This is a genomic window from Oribacterium sp. C9, assembly GCF_002007235.1.
Taxonomy (GTDB): Bacteria; Bacillota; Clostridia; order Lachnospirales; family Lachnospiraceae; genus Oribacterium.
Genome location: NZ_MUHW01000009.1, coordinates 68,534 through 90,925 on the forward strand (window position 1 = coordinate 68,534; position 22,392 = coordinate 90,925).

At 44.8% G+C, this 22,392-nt stretch carries 15 protein-coding genes; 13 read left to right on the plus strand and 2 right to left on the minus strand.

Features of this window, described 5'->3' with window-relative positions:
- Nucleotides 1-150: 150 nt before the first annotated feature.
- The 12 genes from BXO88_RS07240 (at nucleotide 151) to BXO88_RS07295 (ending at nucleotide 17,310) form a co-directional block, all read left to right on the plus strand.
- Nucleotides 151-960, plus strand: a complete 810-nt coding sequence (locus tag BXO88_RS07240) for a DUF7402 domain-containing protein (RefSeq protein WP_078037076.1) — start codon at nucleotides 151-153, stop codon at nucleotides 958-960.
- A complete protein-coding gene (locus BXO88_RS07245; RefSeq protein WP_078037077.1) occupies nucleotides 944-3,079 on the plus strand; it encodes a heparinase II/III domain-containing protein in 2,136 nt (711 codons plus the stop codon). Before BXO88_RS07240 ends, BXO88_RS07245 begins: the two co-directional genes overlap by 17 nt.
- A 111-nt stretch (nucleotides 3,080-3,190) precedes the next feature.
- Nucleotides 3,191-4,693: a hypothetical protein gene (locus BXO88_RS07250; protein WP_078037078.1), complete on the plus strand. Its 1,503-nt coding sequence runs from the start codon at nucleotides 3,191-3,193 to the stop codon at nucleotides 4,691-4,693.
- 260 nt (nucleotides 4,694-4,953) lie between these two features.
- Entirely contained in the window at nucleotides 4,954-6,771 is a 1,818-nt protein-coding gene (locus tag BXO88_RS07255; protein ID WP_206099973.1) for a glycoside hydrolase family 13 protein, read from the plus strand.
- A gap of 747 nt (nucleotides 6,772-7,518) precedes the next feature.
- A complete protein-coding gene (locus BXO88_RS16505; RefSeq protein ID WP_168171646.1) occupies nucleotides 7,519-8,256 on the plus strand; it encodes a sensor histidine kinase in 738 nt (245 codons plus the stop codon).
- Nucleotides 8,257-8,279: 23 nt separating this feature from the next.
- Complete coding sequence (locus tag BXO88_RS07265; RefSeq protein WP_078037081.1) at nucleotides 8,280-9,062, plus strand: LytR/AlgR family response regulator transcription factor; 783 nt, start codon at nucleotides 8,280-8,282, stop codon at nucleotides 9,060-9,062.
- A gap of 305 nt (nucleotides 9,063-9,367) precedes the next feature.
- Nucleotides 9,368-11,023 carry an amidohydrolase gene (locus BXO88_RS07270; RefSeq protein WP_168171647.1) on the plus strand — a complete coding sequence of 552 codons (1,656 nt, stop codon included), beginning with the start codon at nucleotides 9,368-9,370 and terminating at the stop codon, nucleotides 11,021-11,023.
- A gap of 82 nt (nucleotides 11,024-11,105) precedes the next feature.
- Nucleotides 11,106-12,740: an amidohydrolase gene (locus BXO88_RS07275; protein WP_168171648.1), complete on the plus strand. Its 1,635-nt coding sequence runs from the start codon at nucleotides 11,106-11,108 to the stop codon at nucleotides 12,738-12,740.
- A 61-nt stretch (nucleotides 12,741-12,801) separates the two neighbouring features.
- Nucleotides 12,802-14,469: an amidohydrolase gene (locus tag BXO88_RS07280; protein ID WP_078037084.1), complete on the plus strand. Its 1,668-nt coding sequence runs from the start codon at nucleotides 12,802-12,804 to the stop codon at nucleotides 14,467-14,469.
- A 120-nt stretch (nucleotides 14,470-14,589) separates the two neighbouring features.
- A complete protein-coding gene (locus BXO88_RS07285; protein ID WP_078037085.1) occupies nucleotides 14,590-15,570 on the plus strand; it encodes a DUF3089 domain-containing protein in 981 nt (326 codons plus the stop codon).
- Nucleotides 15,571-15,595: 25 nt separating this feature from the next.
- Nucleotides 15,596-16,219 carry a histidine phosphatase family protein gene (locus tag BXO88_RS07290; protein WP_078037086.1) on the plus strand — a complete coding sequence of 208 codons (624 nt, stop codon included), beginning with the start codon at nucleotides 15,596-15,598 and terminating at the stop codon, nucleotides 16,217-16,219.
- A gap of 20 nt (nucleotides 16,220-16,239) precedes the next feature.
- Nucleotides 16,240-17,310 carry a DUF3089 domain-containing protein gene (locus BXO88_RS07295; RefSeq protein ID WP_078037087.1) on the plus strand — a complete coding sequence of 357 codons (1,071 nt, stop codon included), beginning with the start codon at nucleotides 16,240-16,242 and terminating at the stop codon, nucleotides 17,308-17,310.
- 117 nt (nucleotides 17,311-17,427) lie between these two features.
- On the opposite strand, the gene BXO88_RS07300 is transcribed toward BXO88_RS07295, so the two are convergent.
- Together BXO88_RS07300 and BXO88_RS07305 are read right to left on the minus strand one after the other, a co-directional pair.
- Nucleotides 17,428-18,717 carry a response regulator gene (locus tag BXO88_RS07300; RefSeq protein ID WP_078037088.1) on the minus strand — a complete coding sequence of 430 codons (1,290 nt, stop codon included), beginning with the start codon at nucleotides 18,715-18,717 and terminating at the stop codon, nucleotides 17,428-17,430.
- An 85-nt stretch (nucleotides 18,718-18,802) separates the two neighbouring features.
- Complete coding sequence (locus tag BXO88_RS07305) at nucleotides 18,803-20,677, minus strand: sensor histidine kinase (protein WP_078037089.1); 1,875 nt, start codon at nucleotides 20,675-20,677, stop codon at nucleotides 18,803-18,805.
- Nucleotides 20,678-21,003: 326 nt separating this feature from the next.
- Between BXO88_RS07305 and BXO88_RS07310 the strand changes: the two genes are divergently transcribed.
- Nucleotides 21,004-22,368, plus strand: coding sequence for an ABC transporter substrate-binding protein (locus BXO88_RS07310; protein WP_078037090.1), 1,365 nt, complete (start codon nucleotides 21,004-21,006; stop codon nucleotides 22,366-22,368).
- The last annotated feature ends 24 nt before the right edge of the window (nucleotides 22,369-22,392 follow it).

Sequence of the window (22,392 nt, forward strand, 5' to 3'; positions counted from 1 at the left end):
AAAGCCTTCCCATCAGAGCAACATAATAATTAACATTATTTAGAAAAAATTTTACATGGTATAAAAAAACTGCCCATTTTATGATGATATAAGTGTCATATAACAGGGCAGTTTTTTTGCCCTGTATTTCTATATATTCTGGAGGTTGCTTTGAAGATTTCGATATACAACGACTGGGACCATATACCTAAATATGCAGAGGAAGGAGCCGAAGAGGTGACTCTTTCTTTTGATGGTGAATACAGAAAGGGAGATGTGATCCATATTTCAGATCTTGAACCTGACAGGTTCTATGTTTTTAAACTCGATGCCGTACTGGCTCCTTCTGTGGTATATGTCACAAAAGACGAGTTGCTTTATCCTGTTCCGTTTTATGAAAAGAGGGAGAATCTGAATCCTCTTACTTTCTTCGGAAACCGCCATGTGGTAAGCATCCGAAGAGCAGAGTCTTATGAAGTCATGACATACAGAAATCTCTCGGAGAACAGCTTCGATCCCCATGATGATATAGGTGTATATCCTCATGCCAGTGCAAACATCGAAACCCGAGGTGAATCAGTCTTTGCTGCCGCCAATGCTATTAACGGAAACATTGCCCACGGTTCCCACGGAGAGTGGCCCTATGAGTCCTGGGGTATCAACTGCCGTGCGGATGCAGAATTCCGTCTTGATTTCGGGCGTCCCGTAAATATCAGGGAGATATGGATCTATGAACGCTGTGATTTCCCTCACGACAACTGGTGGACAGAGGGAACCCTCAGCTTCTCAACCGGAGAAAGGAAGATACTTCATCTGGAAAAGCGAGAGGATGGAAGTGCACAGAAATACATGCTCTCGGAGGATAATGTGACCTGGCTCACTCTGGGCGAGCTTATAAAGGCTCAGGATCCGAGTCCTTTCCCGGCACTTACACAGATAAAGGTTTTTGGAACTGAGGCAAATTATGAGATCTTTAAATGAAACTTTAAATTCAGGCGATAAAGGAGCTTTTTCCGGATTTAACCCTTTAAATCTTCCTGATATCAATGACCGTTCCTTCTGGGATGGGCTGCCTGATGATTACCGTAAGGAACGATTGAAGCTGGCGGAAGAAGCCGCAGAAAAAAGCTGGCCCGAGATACTGATGTCTGACTACCTGAGATTTTCTCATGATGGTAACAGAACCTATTTTGAGGATAAGTTCTTTACACGCAGAAGGATACTTACTGCTCTCGTTATGGGGGAGTGCATAGAAAATAAAGGCAGATTCCTGACAAAAATAATAGACGGAATCTATCTGATACTTGGTGAGACAACCTGGTGTCTTCCCGCCCACAACAGCTATATAAGAGATACCAGGCAGTTCACTATACCTGACACCTCAAGACCTGTGGTTGACCTCTTTGCCGGGGAAACATCAGCTATTCTTTCCGTGGCAGAGTCTCTGCTTCGCCCGGTACTCTTATCCGAGAGCCCTTTTATATGTACTGCTATAGATAACGCTCTTCACGAAAGAGTTATATCTCCATATCTCAGATTTCATTTCTGGTGGATGGGTAACGGTCTCGAGCCTATGTGTAACTGGACTCCCTGGATAACACAGAATGTGCTGTTAACGGCTTTTACAAGACCTGCAGCAGTATCTTCTTTAAAACAAATCATCCCGAAGGATGAAAGTGCATCTATAAACGAACAGTTTGATGAGACATCGTCCAATCCATCTTTTTACAGCAACCTAAGGATGTCATCCGGGGAAATAGCTGTGAAGCTACGGGATAGAAACGGAAGAGTCGAGCCACCTGACTGGCGGACAGAGCATTGGCATCCAAGTCATGAAGAACTGTCACAAATTTATGAATCAGCCGTGAAATCAGTTCATCATTTCCTTTCGGAATATGCGGAGGACGGATGCTGTGATGAAGGAGCCCAGTATTACAGTCACGCGGGGCTCTGTCTTTTCGGATGCCTAAGCATACTGAAAAGTATTTCACAAAAGTCGAAGATGCTTCATGCAACGGAAAGTGAATCTCCTTTAGAGTATAGCTCTTTGGAAAAAGACGAGACTTTGATCCATAATATCGCCACGTACATCATGAAGGTTCATGTGGGCGGTGAACTTTATATAAATTTTGCAGACTGTTCGCCCAAAGCAGGAAGACGGGGTGCAAGAGAATATCTCTTTGGAGCATTTGTTCATGATACTGCTATGATGGATTTTGCTGCAACGGATTACAGATCTGAATCCTGGGAGGAACGTCTGAATCCTTCGGAAGAGAACCTCTGGTATCACGTTCTGAACGCTCAGTGCCATGGAGCGATGATGGCGCAGGATAAAGACTGTTTGGAGCATAACGATGCCTGGTTTCCAAGCACCGGACTCATGGTGACCCGTGACTCCCATTATGTCCTTGCGGTAAAGGCCGGTGACAACGGAGACTCCCACAATCACAACGATGTAGGAAGCTTTATACTTTATAAAGACAATAAGCCATTCATCATAGATCTCGGTGTAGGAAGTTATACTCAGAAAACCTTTTCCAAGGATCGTTATGATATATGGACCATGCAGTCACAATACCACAATCTTCCAAGCTTTTATGACAGCGAGGGGACACTCCTGATGGAGCATGCGGGAGAGGAGTATGCTGCTGTAAATGTTGTATGTCAGCAGAATGAATCTGAGGCGTCGATTTCCATGGAGCTTCAGGAGGCATATCCGGGGCTTGATGGAAAACTTGAGCGTTCTGTGATTTTTAATAAGGACTCCTGTGGCAAAAACCATCCGTCTACTGATGAAGAATATGAATGCAGTACAGTGGTGCTGAGAGATCATTACGATGGAAAACTGAATTTCGTGGAAAATTTAATTTGCTACGAAAAGCCGGTAGTAGAGAATATTTGTGAAAAAATCGTCGATAATAAACATGTAATACATATCGGTAACATCGGGAAGATCTGTGCCTTTGGCTTTTCTGATATCTCAATAGAAGAACTGCCAATAACTGATCCTCGTCTCGGTGAAACCTGGAAACATTCCTGCTACAGGATAAGGCTCATGGCATCAGAAAAAAACATATGCCTGTATTTTCAGGATATATAATTTGGTGTTGTTGAAAAAAGTCGAAAAAATCGTATAATTAAATTTATAATATGCTGCACATTAGACTTTTTTAGCCTTAGGCAAACCTTTCAAATTAAAAAAGAGAATATGATGAGTTTTTTTGATAAAAAGAACAGTGATAATACAACCACCAAAACCAGCGGAGGCAAAGCCGTAAGCGGAAATAATCAGGAGTACACCATGGAGCTCTGTTCATTGGAGCGCCGACTTTTATGTTCACTTGGCCCTAATTCATCTATAAGCACAAAAGATAATGAGCCTAACAAAACATTGATCATGTCTGTCACCTCAATGAACGGAAAAGATGCCACGGTGACAGATTTCTTATCTTGTGAATACACCTCACCTGATAATAAAAAAGAAATCGAAAAGATGATGGCAATTTTGTCAAGTGATCTTCAGAAGTCCAGAAATAAAGGGACAAAGTATTTTGTTGTTCCCGAGACAGGGCTTGACCTGTACGCCTACATCAAGAGCAGGCCTGACATCGAGATCGACATGGATGATCTTGCAAATGAGATTCTGAACAGTAATGACAAAAAGCTTAGAACAGACTTTGTCAAGCACATTCAGGAGGGTAAAAAGGTCAATATTTTCATTGCCTTAAATAACCTATACAACAAGGTTGCATACGATATGCTTAAGAATGCTTACTCGATGTATTCCAGTGTGCATTTTTATGAGATCGATCCGGACACCACCGGAGGTGATATTACCTGGCAGAACAGTACCATTGAATCCTATCTTTCACTTTACCGAAATGTCATGAATATCGGTGTCGGCATCGTAGGTCAGGAACCATCCTATACTCTTTCTTTGTTGCAGACCGAAGATAAGAGTGTTATTTCTCAGGTTGCATCTCTTACCATGTCTCCGCTAAATGCCAGAGAAGAACTATTGAATGCTCAGGCTATAGGACATGCCCGTGATATGCTAAAAGTAGGTCAGAGGAGATCACTCAGTACTGAAGTTATTGAAAAAGCCATTAAGGATATGGCCAAGGAAGCTGCTCTATATAAATATGATGAATACAGATATCATGAGTTTGAAACCATGGCCATAAATTCAAAGCATATCGAGAATGGATTATGCATAGTAAAGCTTCCTTTTAATGATTCTAATTTGATACAGAATTACTTCATAGAAGCTCATACAGGACTTTTAACTATCATTCAGGATAAGGAACTGTACTACTACGGAAAATCGGAAACAATTTTCCTGTTAACAGATGAATATGGCTGGTCATTAACTCAAGATGGATTTGCTCATAAGGATTTTGATAATCGAAAAGCAATTTATGAACTGTCTGATATGACAACAAAGAGAGAGTTCATAAAAGCCCTCAATGCTACGATTGAAAACAGAAGCAGCCTGAGACAGGCCTATGACTCCATAAGTAATATTTCAAAGAGATACAATGATAGCATGGGAATAGACATGGAAGGTCAGTTCAAGCTCCTTAAATATGTGGAAGCATTAAAGGATGATGAAGCCAAGTTGAAATCCGTGCGAAGAATCATAACAGAAACACTTACTCCACGTTCACCATTTAACCCGTTTGGCGAACTTTTCAATCATAATTTCTTTAATTAATAATATATCTCGTCTGATTTATGGCAAAAGCGTCAAACGTCAGGCGAGATGTTTATATGTCAACAATTCGCACATATAAGAACAGCGCCGGTGTAGTTCAAACTGCACCGGCTATTTTGTCATTTTTTGTGATCCCTTCCCGGTACAACTATATGTTTTCTTTTTGACGAATACGGAAAGCTTTTTTCAAAAGTGCTTCCGATATCGGAATTTAGAATTTAAAATAAATATGAAAATGCTCTATACAAGAGGTATTTGATATGAAGCATAGAACAACAGCTATCTTGACTACTTTGGCTTTGACCCTTTCTCCTATTTTAGGCGCCTGCGGAAGCCTTTCGGTTCCCGTGGCTGAAAGCCGGTCAGACATCAGCACGGGGGATAGACCAATGACTAATGAGGATCTTAAGTGGTGGCAGGATACCATCGCCTATGAAATCTATGTAAAAAGCTTTAAGGACTCTGATGGTGACGGCTATGGAGATATCAACGGGATCATCTCTGAGCTTGACCATCTGAAGAGATTGGGAGTCGGCGCCATCTGGCTTACTCCCTGTTATGTATCGCCACAGGCCGATAACGGATATGATATCGCCGACTACTACAATATAGACCCTTCCTATGGAACAATGGAGGATATGGATCGACTGATTGAAGAAGCAGGAAAGCTGAACATTCGCATCATCATGGATCTGGTCTTCAATCATACCTCGGATCAGAATGAATGGTTTCTGGAATCCGCTTCCAGTAAGGATAACTCAAAGAGCGACTGGTACGTATGGGCAGATCCGAGGGAAGACGGAAGTGCTCCAACCAACTGGAGAAGCTTCTTCGGAGGTTCCTCATGGGAATACTGTGAGTCCCGCGGTCAGTATTATCTTCACACCTTCCTGAAGGAACAGCCGGATCTCAACTGGGAGAACCCCGAAGTTCGAAAAGCTCTTTGTGACGTGGCAAACTTCTGGGTCAAAAAGGGAGTCGGGGGCTTCCGCATGGATGCCATCACCTATATAAAGAAACCCGCAGAATTTAAGGATGGTACACCGGATGCCGGTGACGGTCTCGTAGGCATCCACTCCATGACTGCAAACACAGCCGGAATTCTCGATTATCTTAACGAATTTAAGCATACCGTACAGGACGGCACCGATATCTTCACGGTAGGAGAGGCCAACGGTGTTTCCTCAAAGGATCTTCCAGACTGGGTAGGTGAAAACGGTGTGTTTGATATGGTATTTGAGTTTGGGTTTGTAGACATCGATCTGCCTGATGAAAGTAACTGGTGCGCCACCAGGGCCTGGACTCTTCCTGATTTTAAATCCATCTTCACCGCCAGCGAAAAAACCACCTCTCAGCCGGAGATCAATGGCTGGTACCCCATGTTTCTGGAGAACCATGACCAGCCAAGGTCCATAAGCCACTTCCTCCCCGAAGGAGCTGACCGTGTTTCCGGTGGCAAAGCATTGGGCACACTTCTCCTGACCATGCGCGGCACTCCGTTTTTGATGGAAGGAGAGGAGCTTGGGTATGTCAATGTTTCCTGGCCGTCCATTGATGACTACAACGATATATCTACAAAGAACCACTATAAGTTTGCTATCGAGGAAGGCTATTCCGAAGAAGAGGCTCTGGCCGGAGTTCATCGTTTCGCCAGAGACAGTGCAAGAACTCCCATGCAGTGGGACAGTTCAGAAAACGCCGGCTTCACCGAAGGTAAGCCATGGCTTCCGGTTTATGATGACTATAAAACAGTGAATGTAGACTCAGAGATGGCAGATCCTGATTCAGTGCTTAACTGGTATATAAAGCTTTCGGAATTACGCAGTGCTCACAGAGAACTTGTTGACGGACGCTATGAGGAGCTCTTTCACGATGACGAAAAGATCTTTGCCTACATAAGAGAGAACGCTTCCCGAAAAGCCATCGTACTGATCAACTTCTCCACGGAATCTGCATCCTTCGACACCTCTGTGGTGGAAAACGCAGAGCTTCTTATCAGTACCAACGATAAAAGTCAGAAAGGAACGCTGGCTCCGCTTGAAGCTGTGATATATGAAGAAGTGATAGTCAGTTTATGATGTAATGAATTATATGGCAGGGAAAAAATGATTGGAAATAACACCTTCGATAAGTTAAGGGTTCAAACACATAATAGTTTGTCAGCAGATCATAAAACGTCTCTTAGGTGGACGTTTGTAATCATGTGCCTATCATCACTGTTTTGTATAGGTTTGCTGATAAAAAGCGGTATTTTCAGGGATAGTTCTTCCAGCACGTTCAGAATCGCTTCTATATTCTGCATCATTTTTTTAACATTGCTATCAGGATATCTGATTGAAAAAAAAGATACTTCAGGAGTGATGCGTTATTATATGCTGTTTCTCCTTAATTTGTATGTCGCAGTATTCTTTAATGCTCTTGTGGGCTGTGTCTACGGGATTCCATACCATACACACCTTATATCCATATTAACAGCCGCGTCTTACTTTTTTTCGATACTTCTTTTTATGACAATATGGCTCTATCAAAAACAGTTTATAGAGGATTCAGTCATTACACGCGTTGTTACAGTATTCATTTTCACGGGAGTTTTAATCTATACCGGAGCCATAATCCTGAATTTTTATACACCGGTTCTTTATTATGTCACGGAGTCCGGTATTTATTCCGACAGATTAGAGGAGCATTTAAGTATCATCATAGATTTATTCTGTCTAACGTCATTGTGTGCGGCTACGCTTCTTTCTAAATTAAGCAGAACTCAAAAACTTTCATTTTTATGCTGCATTTTATCCCCTGTTCTTTTTTCTGTAATGTCTTTGAATATGGAGAATTCAATCGGTAATTACACAATTTTGGGTATGATGATACTCGTCGTGATGCTGCCTATCTGTCTTTTATTTTTCAATGCCAATGATGAACTTGAAAAGGAGGTTTTAAGGCGTGAAAAAGAACAGATAGAACTTCAGGTTTCTGCCATGATCTCACAAATGCAGCCTCATTTCCTTTATAATTCCCTGTCAGTGATCTCGGCACTATGCGAAAAGGATCCTGCCCTTGCATCGAAGGCTACTGATGCATTTTCTGATTATCTTCGTGAAAACATCAATTTCGCAAATAAAAGCGATCCCATTTCGTTTTCCGAAGAATTAAGCCACATAAAAGTCTATGTATGGCTGGAGAAGCTACGCTTTCCAAACAAGCTGAATATTGAATATGACATAAAAGCCACATCATTTCCTGTTCCGGCACTGTCGGTACAGCCACTGGTAGAAAACGCCATAAAACATGGAATCTGTAAAACCAGAAGTGGCGGAACGGTCAAGATCAGTTCGTTTGAAACGGATGAAAATTATAATGTTACGGTTTCTGACAATGGTGCAGGATTTGATGTTACTAAAACTGCTGATGACGGCAGGCATCATTTAGGTATAGAGAATACACGGTACCGAATAAGTGAAATGGTGGATGGTCATCTCGATATCATAAGCTCCCCGGGTAATGGAACCACTGTAACCATAAGAATCCCTAAACGAAAGCAGAATAGTAATAGATGTAAATAAAACGCTTAAGAAAGAGGAAAGATATGAGAGTGTTGGCTGTAGAAGATGAAGTCATACTACTGGGGCAATTGACTAACAGACTTCATGAGGTATTACCGGAATCGGAAATCGTGGCTTTTGATAATCCCGATGATGCTCTTGCCGCTATAAATCAGTCTGCGATCAATATCGCTTTTTTGGATATTGCCATCGGGTATATGACTGGAGTGGATCTGGCGAAACGTATCAAAACCGTATATCCTCAATGCGATATAGTATTTTGCACCGGGTACAGCGATTATGCTCCTCAGGCTTTTGAACTTGGCGCAAGCGACTATCTTATGAAGCCTGTCACGGTGGAAAAAATAGAACATGCTTTATCACAGCTTCGTCATACTCCCATATACAAAATGGCGAAGCAGGGATTATACATTCAATGCTTCGGTGATTTTGAAGTCTTTTATGACGGAGAGCCTGTGACTACTTTTACAAAACGTGCAAAAGAATTATTCGCGTATCTGGTAAACAAAGAAGGTATTCTCTGTCCCACTTCTGAGATCTGTAACATTATATTCCGTGGGAGCTCCGATTCTTATCTTCGTGTTGCGAAGAAGGACCTTAAGACGACCCTTCGCGAAATCGGTAAGGAAACTGTTCTGGTCAGCGGCTGGGGTGTAATGGGAATAAACAGAAAACAAGTACAGTGCGACTACTTTGATTATCTGGATGGAAAACCGGGAGCCTTAAATCTGTATAAGGGATCTTATATGTCCCAATATGACTGGGCCCGGAAGAAAAAACTGACAGATAAGGTTAATTTAAAATAATACAATGTATTTATGGCTGCACTGCGAAAGAAATTCAAATACTGATATTGGTGCTTTGCGCGTTAAATGAGGCACGATGGTGCAAAGTAGAATAAATAATTAAACATTTTTATAATGACTTTCAGGAAGGGATCGGAATAAAATCCGGCCCTTTTTAATTGTCGAAAATTTCCTGTTTTAACGGACTTTTAACGCTTTTTTTAAGTAGAATGATGAAAACAATTATAGATCCTAATGGTCGGATATATTTTCCGGCCCAAAACTATGTATCTGATAGTTTAGTCTTTGTATTTAAGGAGAGAAACATGAAAGCAGATAAGATCATAAGGAACGCGAAAATCTTCACATCTGACAAGGATAATCCTAAGGCAACCGCCCTTGTGGTAAAGGACGGAAAATTCGTCTATGTGGGTTCGGAATCAGGTCTTTCAGAGTATGAAGGCGATGTTACAGATCTCGAAGGCAGATTCATCATGCCCGGAATCATTGACAGCCATGTTCATATAACCATTCCTGTGGGTTTTGAGTACGCAGAAATCGATGAACGTCTTGAACCAAACGGCAAGCAGGAGGCATTTGACCTGATGGCGAAATATATCAAAGAGAATCCCGGTCAGAAACGTTACAGATTCCTCATGGAGAAAAGATTCCTGAATGGAGAGGATATCGTAAAAGAAGAGCTGGATGCTATATGTCCGGATGCCGAGCTTCAGATTCAGGAAGGAGAGGGACACAGCATCTGGGTCAACTCAAAGATCCTTGAGAGACACGGTATTACAGACGATACTCCTGATCCCATACCGGGACTTGCCTTTTATGTGCGTAAGGATGGACATGTTACCGGAAATATGTATGAAGGCGCAACAGAAGTCCGCATCATTCTCGACAACGGAATGGAACTTAGCGATGAACAGGTCGACGCAGCTCTTCAACGCTGGATAGATTTCTCAGTCGAATTCGGAGTTTCCGCAGTATTTGATGCGGGACTTCCGGGAGATATGAAATTCCATGAGAAGGTCTATAAGCGACTGTGTGAGCTGGACAAGCAGGGAAAACTGCCAGTTTATGTTGACGGAAGCCTTGTAGTCAATGCTGAAAAGGATGCTGAGGAAGGTCTCAGGGAACTTAAGCGCATACAGCGTGAGTACAACACTGAACACCTTAAGGTTCATACCATGAAGATATTTATGGATGGTACCCAGAAGATCCATACCGCGGCTATGGTTACACCTTATGCGGATATCCACACCCTGGGCTCAACAGCCTTCACTGCTGAGGGAATAGCGAAGCTTTTAAAGGAGCTTAATGAGGCAGATCTGGATCTTCACCTTCACACAGTCGGAGAGCGTGCATCACGCACAGTTCTTGATGGCGTGGAGCTGGCAAGAAAAGAGATGGGAGATGACCTGCATGTGAGAGTCACCTGTGCTCATCTTGAGATTCAGGATGATGCGGATCTTGATCGTTTTGCGAAACTCGGCGTATTCGCAAACTTCACTCCGCATTGGCATGCCGGAGATACCAGTGTCAGTGCTACCTGGCTCGGTGAGGAACGTTCCAGAAAGCAGTTCCGCTGCAAAACGCTCTGGGACAGCGGTGCGCTGGTGGCATGGTCAAGCGACAACATCACCTTCGGAGACTTTATGACCTGGAACCCGTATCTTGGCATGGAAGTCGGAATGACGCGTTTAATCACTGAAAAGACCAGAAATTACGAGTATACCAGATTCCCTGAGGTATTCCCTCCTGAGAACCAGAAGATGAATATCGAAGAGATGCTGCTTGGATTTACCATAAACGGAGCAAAACAGCTTGGTATCGAAGCTAAAAAAGGCTCGATAACCGTCGGCAAGGATGCAGACTTCCTTGTATTTGACAAGGATCTGCTTACAGCTGAAAAAGAAGGTTTCAGCTATAACAAGCCGAAGGACGTATATTTTGGAGGTAAGAAGGTAAATTAATAATAGTTTTTTCAGTCGGGCAGCCGTAGTGCCGGTTGCCCGACTTATTCAAAAAAGTAATAGCGGAAGGATGGTTATTCTAATGAAACATACTCTTATTCTTGGCAACATTATCACCATGGACGAAAAGAGACCCTTTGCCAAAGCGGCACTCGTCAAGAATGGTGTGTTTGCTTATATCGGCGATTCGGAGGAGGCAAAGCGGCTGGCAGTCCCGGATACGCAGGTACTGGATTACGGTGATAACTACATCTACCCGGGCTTCCTTGAATCCCACTGTCACAGCTATCTGGCCGGTGACCGCGCGATCGGTCAGGCAAACCTCTCGCAGGTTGTACCGACTGACTATACGAAATATCGCGAGATCATTAGAGATTTCATCGAAAAGAACCCGCAGCGCACGTTTTACCAGGCTGCGGGCTGGGTCGAGAATGATGAATATGTCACTAAGGCGTATCTGGATGAGATATGTGCCGATAAGATACTGCTCATGCAGACCGGTGGCGGACACTCCATGCTGCTTAACTCCATGGCGTTGAAATGGGCCGGCATTGATGCAGCCTACGCGAAGAAAATGGGCTATGACCTGGTGCATGTGGACGAAAGCGGCGAACCGGACGGTTACATCTGTGAGGCACCTGTGTTTGAACTGTACCCCAAGCTTCCCACCACCCTCGAGAATGCCAAGGACTATCTGCTTGCCTGGCAGGACATGGCCCTTGCAAGCGGCTACACCGCAGTGGCCGACGCCGGCGTGGAGGTCACCAATCCCATCGCTGTCAGGGCTTTCTACGAGTTGGAACAGGAAAATAAGCTGAAGCTGCGTACCTATGCTTACCTGATGGTTCCGGACAATCCCGAAGACCCGAAGGCGGAGGTGGCCCGCATAGCCAAAGACCGGGCTATGTACAGCGGCGAATACTTCCATGTCATTGGCGTCAAGACATTTCTTGACGGCGTGACCGAAGCGCATACGGGCTGGCAGAATCAGGATTATGCCGATCAGCCCGGTTATCACGGCAACGAGAGATTCAACAATCATGACAAGATGGTGGAACTGATAGCTGAAGCAGACAAGGAGGGACTGTCTGTTCACGTCCATTCCGAAGGAGGCGGCGCGACGCACTTCATGCTGGACTGCATCGAGGACGCAGAAAAAATCACCGGCGACATGGATCAGCGAAACGTTTTGGCCCATCTGCACTTTGTGACGGATGAGGATATCCGCCGCATGGCTGGAACAGGGTCTGTTCCGGCAGTCCCGCCGCTCTGGACGGCGGCGATTCCGGGCTTCTATGACATCGAAGTCAAGTATGTCGGTGCGGAATTAGCCAGCCAATCCTATCCGATCAAATCCTTCTTTGATGCGGGCGCATATCCGGTCTTTCATTCTGACTACCCGGTTTCTCCGTCATTCAGCATTCCAAACAGCATTTACATGGCGGAAACCCGCGCACTTCCTAAGGGGATGTTCGATGGCGCTGACACCCGGAACAATATAAAGGAAGCGATCACCCGTGAGCAGTCTCTTCGCGCCCTGACCATCAATGTTGCTCATGCATGGCACCAGGAGCATCGCCTGGGTTCAATCGAGTTCGGCAAGATCGCCAACATGACGGTATATGACTGTGACTTCCTGCATGATGACATTGAAAAAGTAGCCCAGGCAAATCTTATCGCTACCATTGTTGACGGTGAGGAAGTCTATAAAGCGTAAGTTTAGCTTGCGAATCTATTTCCGGCATATCAAATCAATAACGAAAGGAAAGAGAGCATCCATGAAAGCAGACAAGATCATCAAAAATGCAAAAATATTCACCTCGGACAACAACAATCCACAAGCTTCTGTCCTTGTGGTGAAGGATGGACAATTCGTCTATGTAGGAGATGAGACCGGGCTTTCGGAGTTTGAAGGTGAAGTCACAGACCTCGGCGGAAAGTTCATCATGCCCGGCATTATTGACAGCCATGTCCATGTGACCACCGGCGTCGGGTTTGAATACACAGATCTGGGTGTTCCCGTAATGTGTTCCACTAAAAAGAATTGTCTTGAATATATGGCAGACTATATCAGGAACAATCCGGGACTAAAGCGTTACAGATTCATGATGGAGCGTTCTTGTCTTAATGGAGAGGAGCTCTCAAAGGAAGATCTCGATGCTATATGCCCGGACGCAGAGATCGTGGTCCTGGAGGGTGAAGTACACAGCAACTGGGTGAACTCCAAAGTCCTTGAGGCCCATGGTATCACAGATGACACGCCGGATCCTGTGCCGGGACTCGCTTATTTTGTGCGAAAGGACGGGCATGTGACCGGAAACTCATATGAAACCGCGAGTTGGCCAATTCTCTTCGATGGCGTAAATGACCTGACTGATGAGCAGATAAGCGCAGCTATCTCACGCTGGCTTGACTCCTCCGTAAAGTATGGTGTGAGCTGTGTATTTGATGCCGGTTTTCCGGAGCATAACGAGGTCAATGAGCGAATCTACAAATATCTTCGTGAGCTGGACAAACAAGGATTGCTGCCTGTATATGTCGACGGATGTTATGTGCTCACCCAGCCGCGGAAAATGAAGGAGGCTCTGGAGGGCGTGAAGCGTTTCAGGGATGAGTTTGACACAGAACACATGAAGGTTCACACTCTGAAGATTTTTATGGACGGCACACTGAAAATCGAGACCGCAGCTATGGTCACTCCTTACGTGGATACCGGCGCACTGGGAGCTTCAGCGTTTAATGCTGAGCAAGTCGCCGGGATTCTTAAAGAGCTTAATGATGCCGGTCTGGAGCTTCATGTACATACCGTTGGAGAGGCTTCATCCCGCGTTGTATTGGACGGTGTGGAGCTTGCAAAAAAGGAGCTGGGAGACAAGTATCGTGTGAAAGTCACCTGTGCCCATCTGTGGGTTCAGGATGACGCAGATCTTTCCCGCTTTGCAAAACTGGGTGTAACTGCCAATTTTACGCCATGGTGGCACAGCGGCAACGTAGGCGGCAATCCTGCCGGGTACTGGCCTGAGTTTATCGGAGAAAAGCGCGGACATTCCATGTTCCGCTGCAAGACTATCTGGGACACCGGAGCGTTAGTGACATGGTCAAGCGATGAGGTTTTTTACGGAGATTTCAGGAACTGGAGCCCCTACCTTGCAATGGAAGTCGGAATGACACGCTGGATAAATGAGAAGACCAGATTTGAAGAGGAAAGCAGAACCGTTACGGCGTTTCCACCATTAAGTGAGAGAATGAACATTGAAGAAATGCTCCTTGGTTATACCATCAACGGAGCTAAACAGCTTGGCATCGAGGCAAAAAAGGGCTCTATCGAGGCCGGCAAAGATGCTGATTTCCTTGTATTCGACAAAGATCTCCTTACAGCGGAACATGAGGGATTCAGCTACAACAACCCGAGTGAAGTTTACTTCGAAGGTAAAAGCATGGCTTAAAAATCAACACATCTTCCGGCAGAAGGGTAAAGAAGAATACGGATAGCTCTGAACGTTTTTCAGGAACAGATATCACGAAATAAATGGATTCATGAAAACATTGATAAGAGAGGAGTAAAAATGAACAACATGTCATCAGAAACAACAGGTGCTGCACCCGACTATTCCAAGGCGGAATGCTGGTACAAGATTCCGGAAATCACCAGGGAAGTTGACACCTTCTACATTTATGCGACGGAGTACATCATGGGAAGCTTTGAGGAAGGCGCTCCCGATTATGCGACCCTCGACAATGCTGAGATGCGGCTTGGGGTAAAGAATGAGTACAGGGATCACGCATCAACCTTCGCAGATGCTACCAACGTGTTTGTGCCCTACTATCGCCAGTCCGGCTTACGATTCGCTGGGGAAGTATTTAAGAATACCGGAACCGCAGATGGGGCTTTTATCGGCATGCCCATGGACGATATAATCGCTGCTCTCGACTACTACTTCGAGCACTTTAACAGTGGCCGGCCCTTCATAATCGCGGGTCACAGTCAGGGCTCGGCAATGCTTTTAATGCTTCTTCAGACATACTTTAAAGAGCATTCCGATTACTATGCACGCATGGTGGCATCCTACGCCATCGGCTACTCCGTCACAGACGAATACCTTGCAGCCAACCCGCACCTTAAGTTTGCCACAGGCGAGAGTGATACGGGGGTCATCATCGCCTATAACACCGAGGGTCCCAAGAACGTGGAGACCAACGCCCATAACATCGTCGTACTGCCCAACACGAGGAGCATTAACCCCCTCAACTGGAAGCTTGATGAAACCTATGCCCCTGCCAGCATGAACCTGGGTTCTATCATGGAGAATGAGAAAACAGGCGAGTCAGAGATCATGAATATCGGTGCGGATGCACAGATAAACCTGTCCCGGGGTGTAGTCGTGACAAATGCTCAGCTTACACCTACCTCCGCGGAAATCGCCAAAGCCGGTGCCGAGTTCTTCGGTCCGGATGGCCGCCACGCCTACGACTACATGTACTACTACAACAATATAAAGGACAATGTAGCAAAACGTGTCACAGCGTACCTGAATAACAGAACCTGAATTGATGATTCAAGGGTGTAAAAGAATGCGTATTTATATTGTTCGTCATGGAGAAACGGATGCAAATAAAAAAGGTTATGCCCAGGGATGGACTGATGACCCGTTAAATGAAAACGGGCATATTCTTGCCGAAATCACGGGGCGTGGCATGAAAGGCATCCATTTTGATTTTTGCATATCAAGTCCCTTGCAAAGAGCAAGGGAAACAGCGGAGATCATACTCAGAGAATCCGAAAACAGAGTTTCTGTTTCATTTGATGACCGTATTAAAGAAATGAACTTTGGAAGCTTTGAGGGAATGAGTATCAGAAAAGAAAATGTGGTCAGCTTTCTGAGGAAACCGGTCCTTGATTACAGGTTTCCTGATGGCGAAAGCATCAAAGATGTAATGGAAAGAACACAGGCGTTTCTAAAAGACCTTATATCTAAAGATGATGATAAGACTTATCTGGTATCGACACATGGATGCGCACTGAGAGCCATGCTCAATTTCCTGTATGAAGATCCATATGATTTTTGGCATGGACATGTACCGTTTAATTGCTGTGTGAATATCCTTGATGTTAAGGATGGCGCTGCAACGCTTATTGCGGAAGACAAACTCTACTACGATCGAGAGCTGGCAATCGATCGTTATACTGGCAGCTAAGGAATGAAAGGAGACGATAGATGAAAAAGAAGATTATAGCATTGGTAAGCTCCGGTCTTATGGCTTTATGTCTGGCGGGCTGTAACTCTCAGTTATCAGTGCCAGAAATTACGATACCGGCAACGGAAACTGAAACTGACTCCGGTGAGAGCAATACTGATGCGCCGGACTATTCTCAGGAGGATTATTGGGTACAGATTCCGGAGATCACCAAGGATGTCGATACGTTCTATATTTACTCGACGGTGTACGTTGAGTCGAGTTTTGAAGAGGGTGCACCTGATTATGCTTCCCTCGACAACCCCGAGATGATCGTTGGTGCATTAGGCGAATACGTGACAAATGCAAGTGTGTACGAAGATTCCACAAATGTTTTTGTGCCATTTTATCGTCAGGCCGGTATGCGCTACGCAGGGGAAGTCTCCAAGAAGACCGGAAACATTGACGCAGCACTCTCCGGTATATCCTACGATGATATAAAGGCAGCTCTCGATTACTACTTTGAGAATTATAATGCCGGCCGTCCATTCATAATCGCAGGGCATAGTCAGGGTTCATCAATGGTCAAGTATGTACTGACGCACTACTTCACGGAACATCCCGAGTACTACGAGCGCATGGTCACAGCCTACGTCATCGGATTCTCTGTCACACAGGACGACCTCGATACCTATCCTCACCTGAAGTTTGCCACCGGAGAAACCGACACGGGTGTCATCGTGAGCTGGAATACCGAGGGACCGAAGAACGTGGAGGAGAATGCCCATAATGTAGTTGTTCTGCCGGGTGCCATCAGCATAAACCCTTTGAACTGGAAGCTGGATGATACTTATGCTCCGGCCAGCGAGAACCTGGGCTCATTAATGCTGAACGAAGAAACCGGAGAATATGAGATTACCGACATAGGCGCTGACGCACAGATAGTTCTCGACCGCGGTGTCGTAGTAACGAACACCAAATATGATCAGTATGCGGCAGCAGAATTCTTCGGGCCTCAAAGCTTCCATGAAGACGACTACACAATCTATTACAACAACATCAAGGACAACGTGGCAAAACGTATTGCATCTTATAAGGCTGACCATAAGTAAGAATTCGTAAGAAAGGAGAATAGGCCAATGAAAGAAGATATGCAAAAAAGTGCTCCTGACATAATCAGGAGCACACAACTTGCCATAAAGTTTCTTTTTTTTCGGAAAATCGACTTTTTATCCTTCACTTTTTGCCTGTATAAATTCTCTCGGTGAAACCCCTGCCACCTTTTTGAATACCTTGGAGAAGTAGTAGGCTGACTCGAATCCGAGGGCATCGGCTACCTCGTAGACCTTCATATCATCGGAGAGGAGCATCTTCTTTGCGTGCTCTATCTTTCTGGTGTAGACATACTCGGAAAAACCGATATCTGTGTTCTTTTTGAAGAGAACTGAAAGGTAGGCAGGAGAGAGTCCGAAGGCATCGGCTATCTCGTTCAGCTGCAGCTTTCCGTTCAAGTTATGGTCAATGTAATCCTGTATGGTGGATATGAGCTTATCCTTACCTGAACGACGATTGGCGCCTACTATATGGCTGAAAAGTCTTATGGGGGCATCATGATCCGCCTCTTTTTCAGCAGCTTCAGCCTCTTCAAAGGTAGTATGGATCTCCATAGGTGCGGATACGGCGGTACCGATACCTAATCGAAGAGAAACATTGAAATAATTGTTTATCATGGTGTGGGCATTTTCCACCGCTTCCTGAATATGAGTCATACTTTCCGCCACAGGAGTGTTCTCTGTAAAGAAGAACAGGATAGTAAAATGTTCGGTATCGTTTGAAACTATATAACATGGAGCATAACGCTCAACTATTTCCCTCGTCATTGAGAGGCAGGAGCGATACAAAGTAATCATATGTGAAGACTCTGTATTAGTGCTTTCGTTAACGATCTCTGCAAACGCGGCTATATATCTGTTGTATTTGAAATCCATCTGAACATTGATAGCTTCATGCTTAAGAGCTGTTTCCTCTTCAAACTCTCCATGGAGAAGCTTCATCATGAAGTGCTGTCTCAGTTCTTCAAGCTGAACAGTATCTGCATTCTGCGAAAGTTCCGGGTCCTTTTGAACAGCAGGTTTTTTCACCTGATTTACACGGGCTATAGCTTTCTTTATCGCATCGCTAAGCTGTTCTTTATCAAGCTCTATCTTCACGAGATAGTCCACAGCCTGATAGGAGAGTGCCTTCCGCACCATATCGAACTCTTCATAGGCTGTCAGCATGATAAATGCCGGAACCGGTCCATAATGTTTATTTGATTCTGCCAAAAGCTCAAGTCCTGTCATGACCGGCATCTTGATATCAGCGATAACTATGTCCGGGCTCTGTGTCCCGATGATATCAAGAGCATCCTTTCCATTGGAGGCAGAACCTATGACCTCAACATTTTCAAATCCCTGAAGCATGGATTTGAGCCCCACCTGAACAAGAGGCTCATCGTCAACAATTAAAACTCTATACATTATCCTTTACCATAAATCAGCATCGATATGTGCTGTTTTTCTCTTTCCTGAATTTCATGCCGTACAAAGATACATCCTGCGTTCATCATTCATCCTTAATTACATACGGCAGAGTAAATCTCATGATAGTATACTTCGAAACCTCCGAAATAATGGAAAGCCCGTACTCTTCGCCGAAGGTGTACTTAATGCGCTGTGAGACATTGGCAACTCCTATATGGCGGAAGAAATCATCAGCCCCTTCAAGCTCACCTGAAAGGGTCTTTTCGATCTGCTCCTGAGTCATGCCGACACCGTTATCCCTGACCTCGATGATGAGAAGTTTTCCTTCAGATACTGTGTCTGAAGCCTCCCTTTCATGGGATTCGCTGCCCAAAGCATCAATTTCCTTCACGGCACCCCTTTCCCTGCAGTAAACCGAAAGTACTATCTTCCCTGCGCCGCCCTTTGGCTCGATGCCGTGGAAGATGGCATTCTCGATGATAGGCTGCAGCGAAAATCTGTTCACGGAGGCCTTAAGAAGTGTCTCATCCTTTATGTCATATTCAAGCTCGATGGTGCCGCCGTAACGGTACTTCATGATGGTGAAATAGTCCTTCACCAGCTGTAGCTCCTTTTCGAGGCTGATGACATTCTCCTTGCTCTTTGAGATATTCCTGAGAAGTCGTGAAAGAGCGGTAGACATGTCAGCGATGCCGTCTGAGCCCTGAATGGTGGCCATCCACTTGATGGTATTCAGTGTGTTGTAAAGGAAGTGCGGATTTATCTGGGACTGAAGTATCTGATACTCCAGCTCCTGCTTTTTCTTCTCGTCCTGCACCTTCTTGTCCATCAGATTCTGAACGTTTAAAGACAGAGTGTTAATGCCTGCTCCGATAGCTCCCAGCTCCGAATCCCATTCTATAGACTCGTCACGGGTAAAATCTCCCTTGCCTATCCTGTCAAGCTTTCTGAGCAGCCTGGTAATAGGCACTGTGATCACATGATTCATGCGATACCACAGAAGCATTCCTATACATATAATGAAAAATCCCATGAGTCCTATAACTGCTATGTAAAAGTTCATCCTGATGTTCATGCTTCGTTGCGATGGAAGAAGATAAAGGCTGAATGCCTTATTCTTGAGCCTGTAACTCACAGTACCGTCAGGCACTGTGCATTCCATCAGTTTGCCATCCTTATACTCGTATATATGCCCTTCACCTATAGAAACAAATACCCTTTCATCCTTTTCCAGTCTGTAATCACTGAAGATTGATGTAATGATGGATGGCGAAAGCTCCATGTATACGAAGCCTACTATGGCTGAAGAGGACGATGACTGTATGGGTCTCACCATAGGGATAATGCTGTCTTCAGAATGCGTATTCACCGGGCTCTGCTTTAAGCCGGAATACTGAAAGTCATCTGCATCGAGAAGCTGATAAAAGTAATTGGTAGACATTATCTTTCCCGTGACACCGGTAGAAGAGGTGATGGCTGCATTCTTTATTGATTGCAGATAATGTCTTCCATCCATGGTGCTGACGAGAACTCTCTGAATGTGTCTCGTACGTCCCATGGCATTGTATTCATCATTAAAATGCTCCCATGTGGAAAGCGCAAGGCGTCTTTCCACTCTGTTTTTTTCCTGCAGTTCCTCAGTGGTCAACGGCTCGTTTCTGTATGATACGGCACTTCCCGCTGTCATTCTGTTAAGGTAGGTGTTGATGGTACTGTCTATGGTGGTCCAAAGTGCGAAATTAGTGGCATTGTCCAGAGATTTATCCATCTCGGAGCCCAGAAGCTGCAGGCTGCTCATGGCGGTCTGGCGCACATTTCGTCTCAGATTATCTCTTATATAAAGAAAGCTGATGGCTGTGATCATGAGCGATATCAGTATGGCAAAGCCCATGGAATACACGACTATCTGAAATCGTATTGAACTGAGTCTTTTATTAATATCCGGACCTTTTTTCATATGATCTATGTCCTTTATAAGTTCTTTTTAGTCTTTTATACCTAAAAAATGCCATTAAAAGAACTGATTCGAAATTTTCTACATCTTTTTTAAATAAAAATACATCTTTTCAAAACCTGCTAAAAAAAAGCAAAATTGCTCTGAAAAATTTGTATTCCGTTAAAAACAGAGAAATTCTACAATAAATTCAAGCTTAAGGCAATGTGCCGGAAACACTCGAAAAGGAGTGTAGACATTGACCCAACGAAAACAATCGGATCAAGAACCCGTTGAGGGTTCCGGCAAAAATCAACCGGGTAATAAACCCCGAAAACAGGAGGACAAACATGAAGAAGATCGTTAGTTCATTGCTGGTTGCATCAATGGCAGCAACATCTCTTGCAGCTTGCGGCGGAAGCTCAACAACTGCAACAACAGCTGCGGCAACAACAGCTGCAGCAGCCGAGACAAAGGCTCAGGAAGAAAAGGCAACTGAAGCTGCAACTGAGGCAGCAACAGGAGATGCCGTAACACTGAAGTGGGCACTCTGGGATGCATCATCCATCACTTATTATCAGCCGCTTATCGATGCATACAAGGCTGATCACCCAAATGTAAACATTGAAATGATAGACCTCGGTTCAACAGACTACTCAACTGTTCTCGGAACACAGCTTTCCGGCTCAGGCTCAGATTTCGATGTTGTTACTATCAAGGATGTTCCGGGTTACATGACACTCGTAAACAAGGGGGTTCTGGAGCCACTGAATGACAAGATCAAAGAGGCAGGAATCGACCTTCAGCAGTACGGCGGAATCACAGATCAGGTAACTATCAACGATAATCTCTATGAGCTTCCATTCCGTTCAGATATCTGGGTTCTTTACTACAACAAGGACGTATTTGACAAGGCCGGCGTTGCTTATCCTACAAATGATATGACATGGGAGCAGTACGATGAGCTGGCTCGCAAGGTAACAGACACAACACCTGGTTCAGAGGTTTACGGTGCTCACTATCACACATGGAGATCAACTATCCAGCTTGACGGTATCCTCGATGGAAAGAACACCATCGTTGGCGGCAACTACGATTTCACAAAGCCATACTATGAGATGGTTCTCAAGCAGCAGCAGGACGGTGTGTGCATGGATTATGCAACACTTAAGACTCAGGGTCTTCACTACAGCGATGCATTCGCTCAGGGCAATGTTGCTATGATGAATATGGGTTCATGGTTCATCGCTACACTCATCAACAAGATCAAGTCAGGTGAGTACACAGACTGCACAAACTGGGGCATGGTAAAGTATCCTCACGCTGAAGGTGTTGAGGCTGGTTCAACTCTTGCAACTATCACAGCTCTTGCACTTCCTACATCAGCTCCTCACAAGGACGAGGCCTGGGACTTCATCAAGTTCGTAACAGGAGAGAATGGTGCACAGGTTCTTGCCGAGACAGGTAACATCCCTGCAATGACAAACGAGAACATCGTTTCTGCAATCGCTTCTATGGATGGTTTCCCACAGGATGATACTTCTAAGGATGCTCTCATCACATCTCACACATACCTTGAGATGCCTGCAAACGACAAGTCATCAGAGATCGAGACAGTTCTCAACGAGCAGCATGACCTCATCATGACAGAGTCTTCAACTATCGATGAGGCAGTTCAGGCTATGAACGAAGGTGTTCAGGCTATCATCGGCTAATGCTCACATTTGTTTGACAGAAAT

What these genes read in the sequence shown, in the direction of transcription:
- BXO88_RS07245 (WP_078037077.1), top strand. Translation starts at nt 944, where the DNA reads ATGAGATCTTTAAATGAAACTTTAAATTCAGGCGATAAAGGAGCTTTT.
- BXO88_RS07250 (WP_078037078.1), top strand. Translation starts at nt 3,191, where the DNA reads ATGAGTTTTTTTGATAAAAAGAACAGTGATAATACAACCACCAAAACC.
- BXO88_RS07255 (WP_206099973.1), top strand. Translation starts at nt 4,954, where the DNA reads ATGAAGCATAGAACAACAGCTATCTTGACTACTTTGGCTTTGACCCTT.
- BXO88_RS16505 (WP_168171646.1), top strand. Translation starts at nt 7,519, where the DNA reads ATGGAGAATTCAATCGGTAATTACACAATTTTGGGTATGATGATACTC.
- BXO88_RS07265 (WP_078037081.1), top strand. Translation starts at nt 8,280, where the DNA reads ATGAGAGTGTTGGCTGTAGAAGATGAAGTCATACTACTGGGGCAATTG.
- BXO88_RS07270 (WP_168171647.1), top strand. Translation starts at nt 9,368, where the DNA reads ATGAAAGCAGATAAGATCATAAGGAACGCGAAAATCTTCACATCTGAC.
- BXO88_RS07275 (WP_168171648.1), top strand. Translation starts at nt 11,106, where the DNA reads ATGAAACATACTCTTATTCTTGGCAACATTATCACCATGGACGAAAAG.
- BXO88_RS07280 (WP_078037084.1), top strand. Translation starts at nt 12,802, where the DNA reads ATGAAAGCAGACAAGATCATCAAAAATGCAAAAATATTCACCTCGGAC.
- BXO88_RS07285 (WP_078037085.1), top strand. Translation starts at nt 14,590, where the DNA reads ATGAACAACATGTCATCAGAAACAACAGGTGCTGCACCCGACTATTCC.
- BXO88_RS07290 (WP_078037086.1), top strand. Translation starts at nt 15,596, where the DNA reads ATGCGTATTTATATTGTTCGTCATGGAGAAACGGATGCAAATAAAAAA.
- BXO88_RS07295 (WP_078037087.1), top strand. Translation starts at nt 16,240, where the DNA reads ATGAAAAAGAAGATTATAGCATTGGTAAGCTCCGGTCTTATGGCTTTA.
- BXO88_RS07300 (WP_078037088.1), bottom strand. Translation starts at nt 18,717, where the DNA reads ATGTATAGAGTTTTAATTGTTGACGATGAGCCTCTTGTTCAGGTGGGG.
- BXO88_RS07305 (WP_078037089.1), bottom strand. Translation starts at nt 20,677, where the DNA reads ATGAAAAAAGGTCCGGATATTAATAAAAGACTCAGTTCAATACGATTT.
- BXO88_RS07310 (WP_078037090.1), top strand. Translation starts at nt 21,004, where the DNA reads ATGAAGAAGATCGTTAGTTCATTGCTGGTTGCATCAATGGCAGCAACA.